The organism is Caulobacter sp. GW821-FHT09A05 (assembly GCF_059418465.1).
In genome coordinates this window covers 33,384-47,670 of record NZ_JBWKPX010000001.1, presented here as the reverse complement: position 1 = coordinate 47,670, position 14,287 = coordinate 33,384, and the positions used below count along the sequence as shown (strand labels likewise).

General features: G+C 69.7%; 11 protein-coding genes. 6 read left to right on the top strand and 5 right to left on the bottom strand.

Features of this window, described 5'->3' with window-relative positions; translation table 11 throughout:
• Positions 1-3 precede the first annotated feature (3 nt).
• Complete coding sequence (locus tag AC07NX_RS00270) at positions 4-1,512, top strand: ethanolamine ammonia-lyase subunit EutB (protein ID WP_494638066.1); 1,509 nt, start codon at positions 4-6, stop codon at positions 1,510-1,512.
• Positions 1,509-2,315, top strand: coding sequence for an ethanolamine ammonia-lyase subunit EutC (gene eutC / locus AC07NX_RS00265; RefSeq protein WP_494638063.1), 807 nt, complete (start codon positions 1,509-1,511; stop codon positions 2,313-2,315). The genes AC07NX_RS00270 and eutC overlap by 4 nt, the downstream gene beginning before the upstream one ends.
• On the opposite strand, the gene AC07NX_RS00260 is transcribed toward eutC, so the two are convergent.
• The gene (locus AC07NX_RS00260) at positions 2,266-3,249 is read right to left on the bottom strand and encodes an AEC family transporter (protein ID WP_494638061.1); all 984 of its coding nucleotides are present in this window, start codon (positions 3,247-3,249) and stop codon (positions 2,266-2,268) included. The two genes, eutC and AC07NX_RS00260, sit on opposite strands and share 50 nt — an antisense overlap.
• A 123-nt stretch (positions 3,250-3,372) precedes the next feature.
• Positions 3,373-3,945, bottom strand: a complete 573-nt coding sequence (locus tag AC07NX_RS00255; RefSeq protein WP_494638059.1) for a DUF2939 domain-containing protein — start codon at positions 3,943-3,945, stop codon at positions 3,373-3,375.
• Positions 3,946-4,224: 279 nt separating this feature from the next.
• Here AC07NX_RS00255 and AC07NX_RS00250 point away from each other — a divergent pair, with 279 nt between their 5' ends.
• Positions 4,225-5,184, top strand: a complete 960-nt coding sequence (locus tag AC07NX_RS00250) for a glucokinase (protein WP_494638057.1) — start codon at positions 4,225-4,227, stop codon at positions 5,182-5,184.
• Between the two features lie 8 nt (positions 5,185-5,192).
• Here AC07NX_RS00250 and AC07NX_RS00245 read toward each other — a convergent pair whose 3' ends face one another.
• Positions 5,193-6,401 (bottom strand): hypothetical protein, encoded by a 1,209-nt coding sequence (locus tag AC07NX_RS00245; RefSeq protein WP_494638055.1) that lies wholly within the window; start codon positions 6,399-6,401, stop codon positions 5,193-5,195.
• A gap of 173 nt (positions 6,402-6,574) precedes the next feature.
• Positions 6,575-7,792: an NADP-dependent isocitrate dehydrogenase gene (locus tag AC07NX_RS00240; RefSeq protein ID WP_494638053.1), complete on the bottom strand. Its 1,218-nt coding sequence runs from the start codon at positions 7,790-7,792 to the stop codon at positions 6,575-6,577.
• 199 nt (positions 7,793-7,991) lie between these two features.
• Here AC07NX_RS00240 and AC07NX_RS00235 point away from each other — a divergent pair, with 199 nt between their 5' ends.
• Together AC07NX_RS00235 and AC07NX_RS00230 are read left to right on the top strand one after the other, a co-directional pair.
• The gene (locus tag AC07NX_RS00235) at positions 7,992-10,517 is read left to right on the top strand and encodes an ATP-binding protein (protein WP_494638051.1); all 2,526 of its coding nucleotides are present in this window, start codon (positions 7,992-7,994) and stop codon (positions 10,515-10,517) included.
• A gap of 105 nt (positions 10,518-10,622) precedes the next feature.
• Positions 10,623-12,290, top strand: a complete 1,668-nt coding sequence (locus AC07NX_RS00230; protein WP_494638049.1) for a glycosyl hydrolase family 28-related protein — start codon at positions 10,623-10,625, stop codon at positions 12,288-12,290.
• 72 nt (positions 12,291-12,362) lie between these two features.
• Here the strand turns inward: AC07NX_RS00230 and AC07NX_RS00225 are convergent, their stop codons facing one another.
• Positions 12,363-13,376, bottom strand: a complete 1,014-nt coding sequence (locus tag AC07NX_RS00225; protein ID WP_494638047.1) for a serine hydrolase — start codon at positions 13,374-13,376, stop codon at positions 12,363-12,365.
• Positions 13,377-13,479: 103 nt separating this feature from the next.
• Here AC07NX_RS00225 and AC07NX_RS00220 point away from each other — a divergent pair, with 103 nt between their 5' ends.
• Positions 13,480-14,277, top strand: a complete 798-nt coding sequence (locus AC07NX_RS00220) for an RNA methyltransferase (RefSeq protein WP_035071034.1) — start codon at positions 13,480-13,482, stop codon at positions 14,275-14,277.
• Positions 14,278-14,287 lie beyond the last annotated feature (10 nt).

Below are 14,287 nucleotides of genomic sequence, written 5' to 3'. Positions count from 1 at the left end.
CGCATGGTCGTAGACCGACCCGGGTTTCCGGGCCGGGCGGCGCCCGCCAAATCGGCAGGTCGGTTTTGTCGGGCCCGGGTCCAGGCCGGCCGCTTCCCAGCCGTCGCCAACGGCGCCACCTTCGCCGTCATGGCCTATCGCGCGACCCTGGGCGGAACCACCTGGACCTTCGGGACCCTGGCCGAGCTGATGGCCACGGCCTCGCCGCCGCGCTCGGGCGACGCCCTGGCGGGGATCGCCGCCCACGGCGCCCAGCACAACGTCGCCGCCAAGACGGCCCTGGCCGACGTGCCGCTGAAGACCTTCCTGAACGAGGCCCTCGTGCCCTACGAGGCCGACGAGGTGACCCGCCTGATCCTCGACGGGCACGACGCGGCGGCCTTCGCCCCGGTCGCCTCGCTGACGGTGGGCGAGTTCCGCGACTGGCTGCTGTCGGAGCTGGCGACGCCCGCCGCCCTGGCCCGCCTCGCGCCCGGCCTGACGCCGGAGATGGTCGCGGCGGTCAGCAAGCTGATGCGCAACCAGGACCTGATCCTGGCGGCCTCGAAGTGCAGGGTGACGACCCGCTTCCGCAACACCATCGGCCTGCCCGGGACCATGGCCGTGCGCCTGCAGCCCAATCACCCGACCGACGACCCGGCCGGGATCACCGCCTCGATCCTGGACGGCCTGCTCTACGGCTGCGGCGACGCGGTGATCGGCATCAACCCGGCCAGCGACAGCCTGAACGTCCTGGGCGACCTGACGCGGCTGATGGACGAGCTGATCCGGCGCTTCGAGATCCCGACCCAGTCCTGCGTGCTGACCCATGTGACCACGGCGATCCAGCTGATCGAGCGCGGCGCGCCGGTCGACCTGGTGTTCCAGTCGATCGCCGGAACCCAGGCCGCCAACGCCAGCTTCGGCGTGACCCTGGACCTGCTGCGCGAGGGGCTGGACGCCGGCCGCTCGCTGGGCCGCGGGACGGTGGGCGACAACGTCATGTATTTCGAGACCGGCCAGGGCTCGGCCCTGTCGGCCGGCGCGCATCATGGCGTTGACCAGCAGACCCTGGAGGCCCGCGCCTACGGGGTCGCCCGGACCTTCGAGCCGCTGCTGGTCAACAGCGTGGTCGGCTTCATCGGCCCCGAATACCTGTACGACGGCAAGCAGATCATCCGGGCCGGGCTGGAGGACCATTTCTGCGGCAAGCTGCTGGGTGCGCCGCTGGGGGTGGACGTCTGCTACACCAACCACGCCGAGGCCGACCAGGACGACATGGACAGCCTGCTGACCCTGCTGGCGACGGCGGGCGTCACCTTCGTGATGGGCGTGCCGGGCGCCGACGACGTTATGCTGAACTACCAGTCGACCTCGTTCCACGACGCCCTCTATGTGCGCGAACTGCTGGGCCTGAAGCGGGCGCCGGAGTTCCAGGCCTGGCTGGAGCGGGCGCGGATCCTCGGGGCGGACGGACGCCTGGCGCCGCGCGCCGCCGGCCATCCGCTGCTGACCGCGGGAACGGGCGGGTGAGCGCTCCGGTCACCCCCGATCCCTGGACCGCCCTGCGCCGCCACACTCCGGCGCGCATCGCCCTGGGGCGGACGGGCGCGAGCCTGCCGACGTCCGAGGTGCTGGGCTTCGCCCTGGCCCATGCCCAGGCCCGCGACGCGGTCCATGCGCCGTTCGAGGCCGAGGCCACCGCGGCGGCGATCCAGGCCCTGGACCTGGAGACCGTGCTGGTCGCCAGCGCCGCCCCGGACCGGGCGTCCTATCTGCGGCGGCCGGACCTGGGACGAACCCTGTCGGAGGCCGGCCGCATCGCCCTGGCCGCGCGGACGCGGGGGACGTGCGACCTGGCGATCGTCATCGCCGACGGCCTGTCCAGCACCGCCGTCCACGCCCACGCCGCCTCGCTGGTCGAGGCCCTGTTGCCGGCGGTTCGCGAGGCCGGCTGGCGGCTGGCGCCCGTGGTCGTCGCTCGCCAGGCCCGCGTGGCGCTGGGCGACGCCGTGGGCGAGCTCCTGGGCGCGCGGCTGGTGATCCTGCTGGTCGGCGAGCGGCCGGGCCTGTCGTCGCCCGACAGCCTGGGGGCCTATGTCACCTTCGCGCCCAAGGTCGGCCGCACCGACGCCGAGCGCAATTGCGTGTCCAACATCAGGGGCGAGGGGCTGAGCTACGAGGCGGCGGCGTTCAAGCTGGCCTGGCATGCCCGCGAGGCCCTGCGGCTGGGCCTGACCGGCGTCGGGCTGAAGGACGAGAGCGACCTGGCCTTCCCAAGCGCGGTCACGCCCCCGCGTATCGCTCCAGAAGGATCGCGATCGCCGACAGGCTGACGCAGGAGATGGCGGTGGTCAGGGCCACGATCCGCGCCCCGCCGCGCTCGAACACGCTGTAGGCCTTGGTCTGGATGAAGACGTTGACCGCGGTCGGGGTGGCGGCCAGCAGGGTGGCGCCCAGGCGGAAGGTCAGGGGCGCGTCGACCAGGCCGGTGGCGAACCAGGCCAGCGTCGGCATGACCATCAGCTTGCCGACGGCGGCGACGATGATCGGGCCCCAGCGCGGGATGGGCGAGGGCTCCTCGTCGGTCGGCTCGCAGGGCACGCCGGCGGCCGGCAGGCCGGTCAGGCCCAGGGCGACGCCCAAGGCGACCAGGGCGACGGGGCTGCCCGAGGCGGCGGCCGCGGCCACCGCGCGGTCCAGCACGCCGGGCAGGGACAGGCCGGCCAGGGCCATGGCCGAGCCGGTGATCGCCGCCAGCACGATGGGATTGCGCAAGGCCTGCATCAGCGAGCGCCAGGTCGAGCGGCCGCCGGCCCAGCCCAGCAGGCCCACGCCGATGGCCGCCACGACCACGAAGTCCACCGCCACCACGCCGGCCGAGACGCGCGCGGCCTCGGGGCCGAGCACGGCCAGGGCGATCGGCAGGCCCAGGAAGGCGCTGTTGCCCAGGCTGGCCGACAGGGCTCCCCCGGCCCGCTCCTCGCGCGTCCAGCGCAGGACGATGCCGATCGCCACCATCAGGGCCACCACCAGCAGGGCGCAGGCCCCGTAGGTCAGCAGGCCCAGGGTCAGGGCGCGGTCGGGAACGCCCACGCGCGACAGCGAGTGCACCAGCAGGGCCGGAAAGCCGATCCAGTAGACATAGGTCGACAGCCCCGCCGACATCCGGGCGTCGAACAGCCGCAACCGGGCCAGGGTCACCCCGCCCGCCACCAGCAGGAAGAACGGCACGACCCGCTGCGGCACGTCGAGCAACAGGTCGTTCACTGGGTCACCGGCATAGGGCGCAAGGCGTGGCGGTCTCCGCCCGAAGGGGCCGCCCGTCGATAGCATCGGTCGCGGGCGGCGGTCAAAGTTCGGCCGTTTTCCGGATCCCCAGCCGAGCGGCCTCTACCGTTCGTCCAGGGGCAGGCGGATGTGCACCAGACGCCAGGTGAACAGCTTGTCGCGGCGGAAGGTGAAGACCGTCGCCTTGGAGGGCTGGCCCGGCCGCTTGACCGAGATGCGCACGCGGTTGGGATCCCAGTAGACGATGGTGGGGTGCGGGCCGGCGACGGCGGTCTTGACCTTGTCGAAGGCGGAGGCGGGCTGGGATGCGATGGCCGGTGCGGTCCCGGGCGCATAGCCCCGCGTCAGGGCCGCCAGGCCCGGGACGGTCAGGTAGCGGTCGACCCTGGGCTCCGGCGGGGCGATCGGCCCCATGGCCCGCTTGAAGACGCTCAAGGGATCGCGCCAGATCGACGGCGGCTCGGCGGGGGCGGCGGCCGGGGTCTCCTTCAGCTCGGCGGTCAGGCTCCCGCGCACCGCCGGGAAGTCGACCAGTTCGGCGATCGCCTGCACGTCCTCGTACTGGGCGGCGGCCTTGAGGGCGCGAAAGGCGAACCACGGGGCGGTGGCGAAGGCGGCGGCGAAGATCACGATCGCGAGGACCACCAGGTCCCAAAGCCGCTTCTGAAAGGTCATCGCCGCCCCGCGCGAAGGTGCAAGGCCGCAAGACACCCTATTCCCCCGCCGCGGGCAAGCCGCCTCGGGTTCCGCCCATGGCTCGGGCCCGGCTGCGGGAGCGAATCTCCTGGCCCTGGCCCATCGCGCGGAAAAAGGGAGGCGGGTTTTCCGCGAAAGCGACGCGACAACGAAATCCGCGGCGCGTCGTGCGATTTCCCATATCGCACGGCTTGCTCTAGTCAGGGAAAATGCGCGTTTCTTGGCGCGCAACGCCCCGGCGGCCAGTGAGGTGTGTCCGTGCCCGATAAGTTTCTGTTGGTCGATGCGGATGGAACCCATGCGCGTTTCGCCGTCGTCGAAGCCGGCGAGCCGCCCGCCACGATCGAGGTGGTCCCGGCCAGGTCCCTGGACGAGTTGATCGAGGCCCTGGGCGAGGAACTGTCGAAGCGGGGCGGGCCTGCCCTGCGCGGGGCGGCCTTCTCGGCGCCGGGCCCGATCTTCGGCCAGACCCTCCAGGTCACCCATGCCAGCCTGAGGCTCGACGCCGACGTGCTGTCGGAGCGGCTGGGCGTCGTCGATGTGCGCCTGGTCAACGACTTCACCGCCCGCGCCATGGCGATGCCGCTGCTGGGGCCCGAAGCCCTGGAGCAGATCGGCGGGGCGCCGCCGAAGGGACAGGCGCCGGCGGCGGCCCTGGGGCCGAGCACGGGCCTGGGGGTGTCGATCCTGAACCCGGACGGGTTCGTGGGCTGGGTAGCCACGGCCAGCGAAGGCGGGCACGCCGCCCTGGCGGCGGGCAACGGTCGCGAATGCGCGATCATCGAGCATCTGCGGCTGGCCAATCCCTATGTCTCGGCCGACCGGGTGCTGTCGGACGATGGCCTGCTCGAGACCGCCGCCGCCATCGCCCACCTGGACGGCCATGTCCCGCGGACCGGGGATTTCGCCCAGCTGGTCGCGGCGGCGCGCGCCGGGGACCCGATCGCGCGTGAGGCCTTCGCGCTGTTCTCGGGCTGGCTGGGGGCGGTCTCGGGCGATCTGGCGCTGGTGGCCGGGGCCCGCAGCGGCGTCTACATCTTCAGCCCGATGATGCTGGGCTGGACCGACCTGTTCGACCGGGACCTGTGCCGAGCCCGCTTCGAGTCCAAGGGGCGGATGGACGTCTATATGAAAGACATCCCGCTCTACCTGGTGCTCGAGGCCGACTGCGGCCTCCTCGGCCTTTCCGCCCTCTACACGGAGCGCGGCCCCTTCTAGGGCTGGCCCTAGACGGTATGGCGGTAGGGGAGGTTGAGCGACGGGCACGCCGCCTCGCCCGTGAATTTCGCCGAGACCGGCGCGACGATCGGGCCGCTGAGGAAAGGGGCCTTCAGCCGGCGGCAGAGGTCCAGTTCGCGCAGGCTTCCGACCCCGGCGATGCCCTGCCAGACCTTCTTGGTCCGGTAGATGGCCGGATCGCGCAGGAAACGGGTGATCGCCGCCGCGCGCTGCCGTTCGTCCTCGCCGCTCAGCACCAGGGTCACGCTGTTCACCGCGCCGACCTGCAGGCTCTCGATCCGGAAACCCGGGTCGGAAACGTGCAGGTCCAGCAGCGAGAAGCGGTCCATCAACAGCGAACGCACCTTGTTGATCGCGCCGTAGCTGGGCTCGCGGGGCACGTCGTAGATGTTGGCGGCCAGCCTGGGCCGCAGGGCGCGCGGCAGTTTCTGAAGGCTGGTCTCATAGGTCCGCTGCAGGCTGGGCTTGATCAGGGCCGAAAAGCAGAAGGGCAGGAACAGGTATCCGGACGGGCCGGATTTCGCCTCGACAAGGGCGGCCTCGTGGCAGGCCTGGTCGCGCTCCACCGCCTCGACGAGGTCCGTGACCGGACCGCCGTTGATCTCGGCCCCCCAGCCCACGCCGCCGCCGACGAACCGCTCCTTGGGCAGGTAGTAGATGCCCCACCAGCCGGTCCGGGGCGACTCGACCTGCAGGAAGTCGTCGATGTCGCCCGGATCCGGCGAGAGGGCCGCCAGTTCCTCGGCCGGCGGGGCCCCGGCCGTCGGGCCGTCCGGCGGCGCGAGGCTGACCGCGCCCTCCGGCGTGATCTTGCAGACGCGCCCGGCGAAGGCGCCGTCGTCGAGACCGTCCAGCAGGGTCTTGAGCGCCAAGGCGGGCGTGCCCGCGAACCGCATGACCTCGGCCTGGTCGCCCTCCAGCATCAGCAGCGTGACCTCGCCCGCGCCGTTCTCGCCGAACAGCTTGTACTGCAGGTCCCGGGACATCCGGCACAGTTCCTCGGCGTCCAGGCTGGTCGCCCTGGGATCGGCGAGGACGAAGGAGAACGGGGCCACCAGGCCATACCGGCGCGGCCAGGTCCAATGGGTTTCCAGGTAGGCGGAAGCGACCTTGGCGACCACGCCGGCCATGGTTTCGGTGTCGGCGAAGACCAGTTCCTCGCCCACGAAGATCTTCAGACAAGCGATCGCGGTCATGCGGGGACCATAGGGAAACTTCTCGATCGGAGGCGCCACGTCGAGGTCGTGGAACGCGCGGCATGAGGTCGCGGCGCCAGAAGACCCTACCTTAGTTGTACCGGCGAGGGGCTGAAACGCAAACGCCTCCCCCTTGCGGGAGAGGCGTCGCGAGAGTCCGGGACCTTGAAGGCTCAGGCCGCGGCCATCGCCTTTTTCAGGTTCTCGTCGATCTTGTCGAGGAAGCCCTCGGTGGTCAGCCACGACTGCTTGTCGCCGACCAGCAGGGCCAGGTCCTTGGTCATGAAGCCGCTCTCGACGGTGTCGACGCAGACCTTCTCCAGCGTGTGGGCGAAGGCCGCCAGTTCGGCGTTGTCGTCCAGCTTGGCGCGGTGGGCCAGGCCGCGGGTCCAGGCGAAGATCGAGGCGATCGAGTTGGTCGAGGTGCTCTCGCCCTTCTGGTGCTGGCGGTAGTGGCGGGTGACCGTGCCGTGGGCGGCCTCGGCCTCCACCGTCTTGCCGTCCGGGGTCATCAGCACAGAGGTCATCAGGCCCAGCGAGCCGAAGCCCTGGGCGACGATGTCCGACTGCACGTCGCCGTCATAGTTCTTGCAGGCCCAGACGTAGCCGCCCGACCACTTCAGCGCCGAGGCCACCATGTCGTCGATCAGGCGGTGCTCGTAGTGAATGCCAAGGGCTTTGAACTGCTCGGCGTAGTGGGCGTCGTAGATCTCCTGGAAGATGTCCTTGAAGCGGCCGTCATAGGCTTTCAGGATCGTGTTCTTGGTCGACAGGTAGACCGGATACTTGCGGTTCAGGCCGTAGGCGAACGAGGCGTGGGCGAAGTCGCGGATCGAATCGTCGAGGTTGTACATGCCCATGGCGACGCCGGCCGACGGGCTCTTGAACACTTCGTGCTCGATGGTGGCGCCGTCTTCGCCGACGAACTTGATCGACAGCGTGCCCTTGCCCGGGAACAGGAAGTCGGTGGCCTTGTACTGGTCGCCGAACGCGTGGCGGCCGACGATGATCGGCTGGGTCCAGCCCGGCACCAGACGCGGCACGTTCTGGCAGATGATCGGCTCGCGGAAGATCACGCCGCCCAGGATGTTGCGGATCGTGCCGTTCGGCGACTTCCACATCTTCTTCAGATTGAATTCGGTGACGCGTTGCTCATCGGGGGTGATGGTCGCGCACTTGACGGCCACGCCGTGCTTCTTGGTCGCCTCGGCCGCGTCGATCGTCACCTGGTCGTTGGTGGCGTCGCGGTTCTCGACGCTGAGGTCGTAATAGTCGAGCTCCAGGTCCAGGTACGGGAAGATCAGCTTATCCTTGATGAGCTTCCAGATGATCCGGGTCATTTCATCGCCGTCCATGTCGACGACGGGGTTGGCGACTTTGATCTTGGCCATTGCGGGGTCTTTCCTCTCGCGGTGGCGCGCCTGTGACTCTTTGGCGCACAGGGCCAAGGAGCGGCGCGGACGGCGTGCCTATAGACTGTTGCGAGCCGGGGGGAAAGCCGAGGTCGCCGCGAAGCTGTCCCGAACAGACGACGAAGCCATTCTCGCGCGCTAAGTGTTTGATCCGCGTGTAAATCCTTGTTGAGCCTTCTTGAGGTACGAACCAGGCGTGGAGAAGCGGGCCGCCATAGCCGACGTTACTTCGCCGCTCGCGCGGCGACTGCTGGCGATCGTCGCGATCCTGTCTATCGCGGTGACGGGCGTGGCCACGGCCGTGACCTTCGTCTTCGTGCAGCGGTCGGCTGCCGACGCCCAGATGCGCCACCTGGCCGAATATGCCGCCGAGCGGGTCAAGACCGAGGACCGGTTGTTTTCCGACCTGGTCAAGGTGCACGAGGCGGCGTCCGACTCCCTGGCCCGCCGGCTGCAGGCGCTGGATCCCCGAACGGTGGAGCGCGAGTTCGACGCCCAGTTCCCCAGGCGGGGCGACGGCACCCGCCGTACGGCCGACGCGCTCTACGACGGCGGCGTGGTCGGCGGTGACTACACCTACGGCGTGGGCGGCTACCTGCGCGACGCCGACAAGCTGACCCCGCAGCAGAAGGCGTTGTTCCTGGCGGCGACCCAGGTGGTGTCGCACACCGGCGAGGCCGAGCTGAACCGCTACGACAACTTCTACTTCTTCACGCCGGACACCCGGCTGGTGATGTTCGGGCCGCGGCGACCCGATCGGCTGACCTACTATCGCCACAAGGCCCCGCCGACCTTCGACGTCAGCGGCGAGGAGATGACCCTGCTGACCCTGCCCCAGCAGAATCGCGAGCGGGTGATGAAGTGCACCAAGCTGCGCAAGCTGCTGTCGGACCCCAGTGGCCGGGGACTGAACTCGGCCTGCATGACGCCCTTCGACTATCACGGCGAGCAGCTGGGCGCCTGGGGCACCAGCCTGTCGCTGGATTCCTACCTGCTGCGGGCCGTCGAGGACGCCCTGCCGGGCGGGCGCAACATGATCGTCTCGTCGGACGGCGAACTGATCGCCGCGCCCGGCCTGGCGAGGAACGGCGTCGTCGACGCCCAGGCCCTGGTCCGGGTGCAGGCCCGCGAGGGCGTCGCCGACGTCGTCGGCCAGATCCGCGCCCTCGGCGCCGACGTGGGCGCCATCCGAAACGGCGACCGGGTGATCGCCTATGGCCGGCTCAAGGAGCCCGACTGGTATTTCCTGATGAGCTTCCCGTCCGGCGACCTGGTGTGGTCCGCCGTCAAGACAGCCTCCTGGGTGCTGCTGTTCGGGGTGCTCGGGGTGATCATCCAGGTGGCGCTGCTGTATCGGGTGATGCGCCTGACCGTGGAGCGGCCGCTGCGGGTTCTGGCCGAGGCCCACCGCACCGGCGCCGTCGTCGAGGCCGAGCCCATCGAGGATCGCGCCGACGAGATCGGCGCCCTGGCCCGCACCCTGCGCAGCCAGCGCGACGGCAATATCGACCTGTTGCGTTCGCTGGAGGAGCGGGTCGCCGAGCGTACCGCCGAGCTGGAGCGGGCCAACCAGGCCAAGTCGGTGTTCCTGGCCAACATGTCCCACGAGCTGCGCACGCCGCTGAACGGCGTCATCGCCATCGGCGACCGCCTGGCCGAGGAGGCCGACCCCGAACGCCGCCGCGAGCTGTCCGCCCTGGTGACCTCGTCAGGCCGTCTGCTGGAGCAGGTGCTCAGCGACATCCTCGACGTCTCCAAGATCGAGGCCGGCCAGTTCCAGCTGACCCCCGCGCCGTTCGACCTGGCCACCCTGGTCGGCGGCGTCGCCGAGCTGCACCGGGCCTCGGCCCAGGCCAAGGACCTGGACTTCAGGTGGTCGATCCAGCCCGGTCTGGCGGGCAGCTATCTGGGCGACGCCGGGCGCATCAGCCAGATCCTCAACAACCTGCTGGCCAACGCCGTGAAGTTCACCGCCATCGGCGAGGTGGCGCTGAGCGTCGAACCGGCGGACGACGGCCTGAGCTTCATCGTCAGCGACACCGGGGTCGGGTTCGACGACACCGTGCGCCGGCGGCTGTTCAAGCGTTTCGTCCAGGCCGACCAGTCGATCACCCGCCAGTTCGGCGGCTCGGGCCTGGGCCTGTCGATCTGCGCCGCCCTGGCCGAGATGATGGGCGGCCGCATCGACGCGCGCGCCGTGCTGGGCCGCGGGGCGATCTTCCGGGTCGATCTGCCCCTGGCCCGCATCCGGGCCGTCGAGGACGCGGCGCCGGACGAGGAGGAGGAGGTCTCGCTCGAGGGCCTGCGCGTCCTCGTCGCCGAGGACCACCCCACCAACCAGAAGGTGGTCGAGATCGTGCTCCAGCCGTTCGACGTCGCCCTGACCATGGTCGAGGACGGCCAGGAGGCGGTGGACGCCTTCGCCCCCGGGGCTTTCGACGCGATCCTGATGGACATGCAAATGCCCGTCATGGACGGCCTGACCGCCACCCGCCTGATCCGCGAGCGCGAAGCCGCCGCCGGCGCCCCGCCCGTGCTGCTGATCATGCTCACCGCCAACGCCATGGAGGAGCACGTCGCGGCCGCTAAGGCGGTCGGCGCCGACCTGCACCTCGCCAAGCCAGTGCGCCCGGCCCAGCTGCTGGAGGCTCTGGCGAGGGCGCGGATGGCACGCGGGACTGCGGCGTCCACAGCGGCGGAATAGGTCTTTTCGAAAGAGAACAAAAAGAGAACATGCGTCCGAGTCTGACGGGATCGGCGGCTAGGGTCGAAGGACGCTCAGATGGAGCGTTCTTCACGGGAGAACCCTATGACAACCCCTGCAAGTGATGTGATTTTCACGCCTTCCGGCGTCGGCGCGACGCCACGCGTCCTGTCCGATCGTTTGACCGAGCAATTCAGCGTTCGCGACTATGGCGCGATCGGCGATGGCGTCGCTGACGACAGCAGCGCTTTCGTCAACGCCCTCGCGCCCGGCCGCAATCTCTACGTGCCCCCCGGGCTCTACAGGATTGCTCACGACTTCACCGTTCCCCGTGGCGTGGTCATGACCTTTGACGGCGGCGCGATGTTGTCGGTGGCCAGCGACGTCACGGTCACCGTGCGCGGCCAGGTTGTCGCGGGGCAGCACCAGATCTTCGGCGGCGCCGGCGCCACGATCGGCCTGCGCGATGTCATCCCGGAGTGGTTCGGCGCCGTGGGCAACGGCGTCGCCGACGATCTCGGCGCCTTGCAGCGCGCGATCGACAGCATTCAGGCATCCTACGATTCAGACGGTTCGCAGCAGATTCTGCGGCTTTCCGCCAAGACATACGGCGTGTCGGGGACGCTGCACCTGCGGCCCTCCCACACGGTCGCTCTGCGTATCCTGGGCGCGGGCACGGTGTTCGGATCGCGCTTCGCCACTTTGCCGGGCTTCAGCGGCGCCGCGGTGATCGTTATCCATGGCCAGACCGACGGTACGGCCCAGATCTTCGATTTCAACATTGCCGGGTTCGCGATCAACAATGCGACCGGACAGGCGAACGTGATCGGCCTGCTGGTCGGCGACGCGACCGCCTACACCAACGTCAGCGGCCTGCAGCAAAGTCTTGTCAGCGACGTCGCCATTCTTGAGTTCGACGTCGCGGTGAAGATTCAGCGTGCGCGTCAGCTCAAGTTCGAGCGGTGCTCGTTCTGGTGCGAGAGCCGACTCAACGGCATCTGCGTGGTCGTGGCGAGCGCGCCCGCGACGGCGCCGGATCTGTCGTTCACCGGCGATCTCGACTTCGAGAACTGTCAATTCGTCGGCTCCTATGTCGCCGGCAACGGAGGCTTCTCTCGCGGCGTTGCCACCGAGATCGCCTCGGCGTCTAACGCCGGCATCGCGGGCATCCGCTTCGACAAATGCATCCTCTACCACATGCACTACGCCTTCATTCTTCAGTCCGACCACAATGTGAACGTCAGCGACATCTGGATCCAGAACTGTCAGCTCGATGGGAAGATGCAGACCGGACTGCTGCTGAAGTCGAGCGCCAACGCTACCAAGACCGGCTTCGTGTCGAACGTGCAGATCCGCGCGAATTATTTTCAGGGCTACGACGGCCCGTGCATCAGCATCCAATCGCCCGATGCCGTGAACTACCAAGGCGCCGTGAGGTCGATCAACGTTCAGAACAACTGGGCGAACGGTGTCTCTCACTCGTTCGTCGACTCTTACAAGTCAGTCGCGGTGACCGTGTCAGGCAACCAACTCAGCGATTTCAACTATGCCGGGCCGGTGCTCGAGTTCCATTCCATGCGGAATGTGATCTGCGCCGACAACAGCCTCTGGACGACGGGGGGGAATAGCGCCACCCACCTCGTCCAGATCGACGGACCCAGCGATTGGTACGTCGTCACCGGCAATTCCAGCGGCGGCGCGATCTCGGGCGCGGCCGTGCAGGATAACGCCAGCGGGACCCACAAGGTGCTGGCCGCCGTCTCCAATATCTAGAACCTGACAAGGGGCGGCCAGGTCGCGGACAAATGTCCGGCGGCTTGGTCGCCTGTGTCGTCTTGATGGACCCTACCTCGCCGCCCTGATCACCACCCGCCCGACATCGGCGATCGCCTTTTCCTGCGCGGCGACCGGCAGGGTCGAGCCCGACACGAAGGCCACGACGGCGAACTTGCGGCCGTCCTTCAGTGTGTAGACCCCGATGTCGCCGACCAGCGGGGTGAAGGCCTGGTCGGTGCGGGCCGTGGCCGGCGCGTGGGCCAGGCGGGCGCCGTCGGGCAGGGCGGCGCGCAGGCGGCCCGAACCGCCTTGGGCCTGGCTGGTGATCCGGTCCAGCAGGCGGCGCGAATCCGACCCCACCAGCTCGGCCTGGTTCAGGGCTTCCAGGAGCCGCAGGGCGCCCAGGGGCGTGGCGGTGTCGCGCGGGTCGGCCAGGGAGGCCAGCGCGGCGCGCCGGCGATCGGCGGGTGGAACCTTGTCGAGGGCGGCGCGGTAGGCGACCTCGCCCCTCCAGCCGGCGCGGAACGAGGCCAGGCCCAATCCCTCGGGCAGCAGCTGGCGCTGGTAGCGGGCGATGTCGAGGTCCTGGACCTTGCGGCCCTGCAGCCAGGCGGTGACCGCGCCAGGGCCGCCGACCCGCTTCATCAGCACGTCGGTCGCGGTGGTGTCGCCCTGGACGACCGCGCGCTCCAGCAGGTCCTGGACGGTGTAGGTGTTGCGGCCGGGCCAGGCGTCGGCGACGGCGCTGGGCGGCGGGGAGAGATCGACGTCCTCGATCAGCACGACGTCGTCCAGCCGCAGCCGCCCGGCCTCGACCTGGTCCATCACCGCCACGGCCAGCGGGGCGACGACCGCGCCCTGCAGGGGAAAGCGCCTGTCGCCATTGAACGAGATGACCTGACCCGTGTCCAGGTCCTCGACGGCCACGCCCAGGCTGCCTGGCGCGAGGCGGTCGGCGATGGGCTGGAACTGGGCCGTCATCGTCTGGCGGTCGAACAGCGGATCCTCCTGGCCCAGCATCGGCGGCTCGCCGCAGCTGGCCAGGGCGAGGATCAGGGCGAGGGCGGCGGCGGGGCGGAACATGGGGGGCTCGACGAGCTTCAGCGCGAACTGGACCGACGCTAAACGCACGAACCGCCATCGTAGGGGCTTGCACCGCGCGGTGGTCCGGCGGCAAAGGGGGGCGATGACCTCCAAGCCCTCCCCGCCCTGCGTGATCCTGAACCAGCCGCAACTGGCCGAGAACATCGGCGCGGTCGCCCGGGTGATGGCCAATTTCGGCCTGTCGGACCTGCGTCTGGTCAAGCCGCGCGACGGCTGGCCCCAGGAGCGCGCCTGGGCCAGCGCCTCGGGCGCCAACTGGCCGCTGGACGACGCCAAGGTGTTCGAGACCCTGGAAGAGGCCATCGCCGACCTGAAACTGGTCTTCGCCACCACGGCCCGCCCGCGCGAGACCCGCCTGCCGGTCTACACCCCGCGCGAGGCCGCCGCCCACCTGTCGGCCGACGTCGCCCAGGGGCGCGCGGTGGGCCTGTTGTTCGGCGGCGAGCGGGCCGGGCTGGAGACCGACGACATCGCCCTGTGCCAGGCCATCGTCTCGATCCCGATCGACGAGCGCTTCCGGTCGCTGAACCTGGCCCAGGCCGTGTCGATCAACGCCTACGAATGGAAGATGACGGTCGATGACCGGCCGTGGTCGAAGTTCGAGTACAACGTCGCCGAGCCCGCCGACCAGTCCAGCCTGCTGGGCCTGTACGGCCAGCTGGAGGACGAGCTGGAGAAGGCCGGCTTCTATCATCCGCCCGAGAAGAAGCCCTCGATGGTCCGCAACCTGCGCGCCCCGCTGGCCCGGGCCCGGCTGACCGAGCAGGAGGTGCGCACCTTCCGCGGCGTGGTCACGGCCCTGTCGAAGGGACGCGGCCGGGTGCTGGCCAAGCTGGCGGAGCAGAAGGCCAGGGCGGCCAAGCCCGAGGCGGAAGGCTAGGGACGGAAGA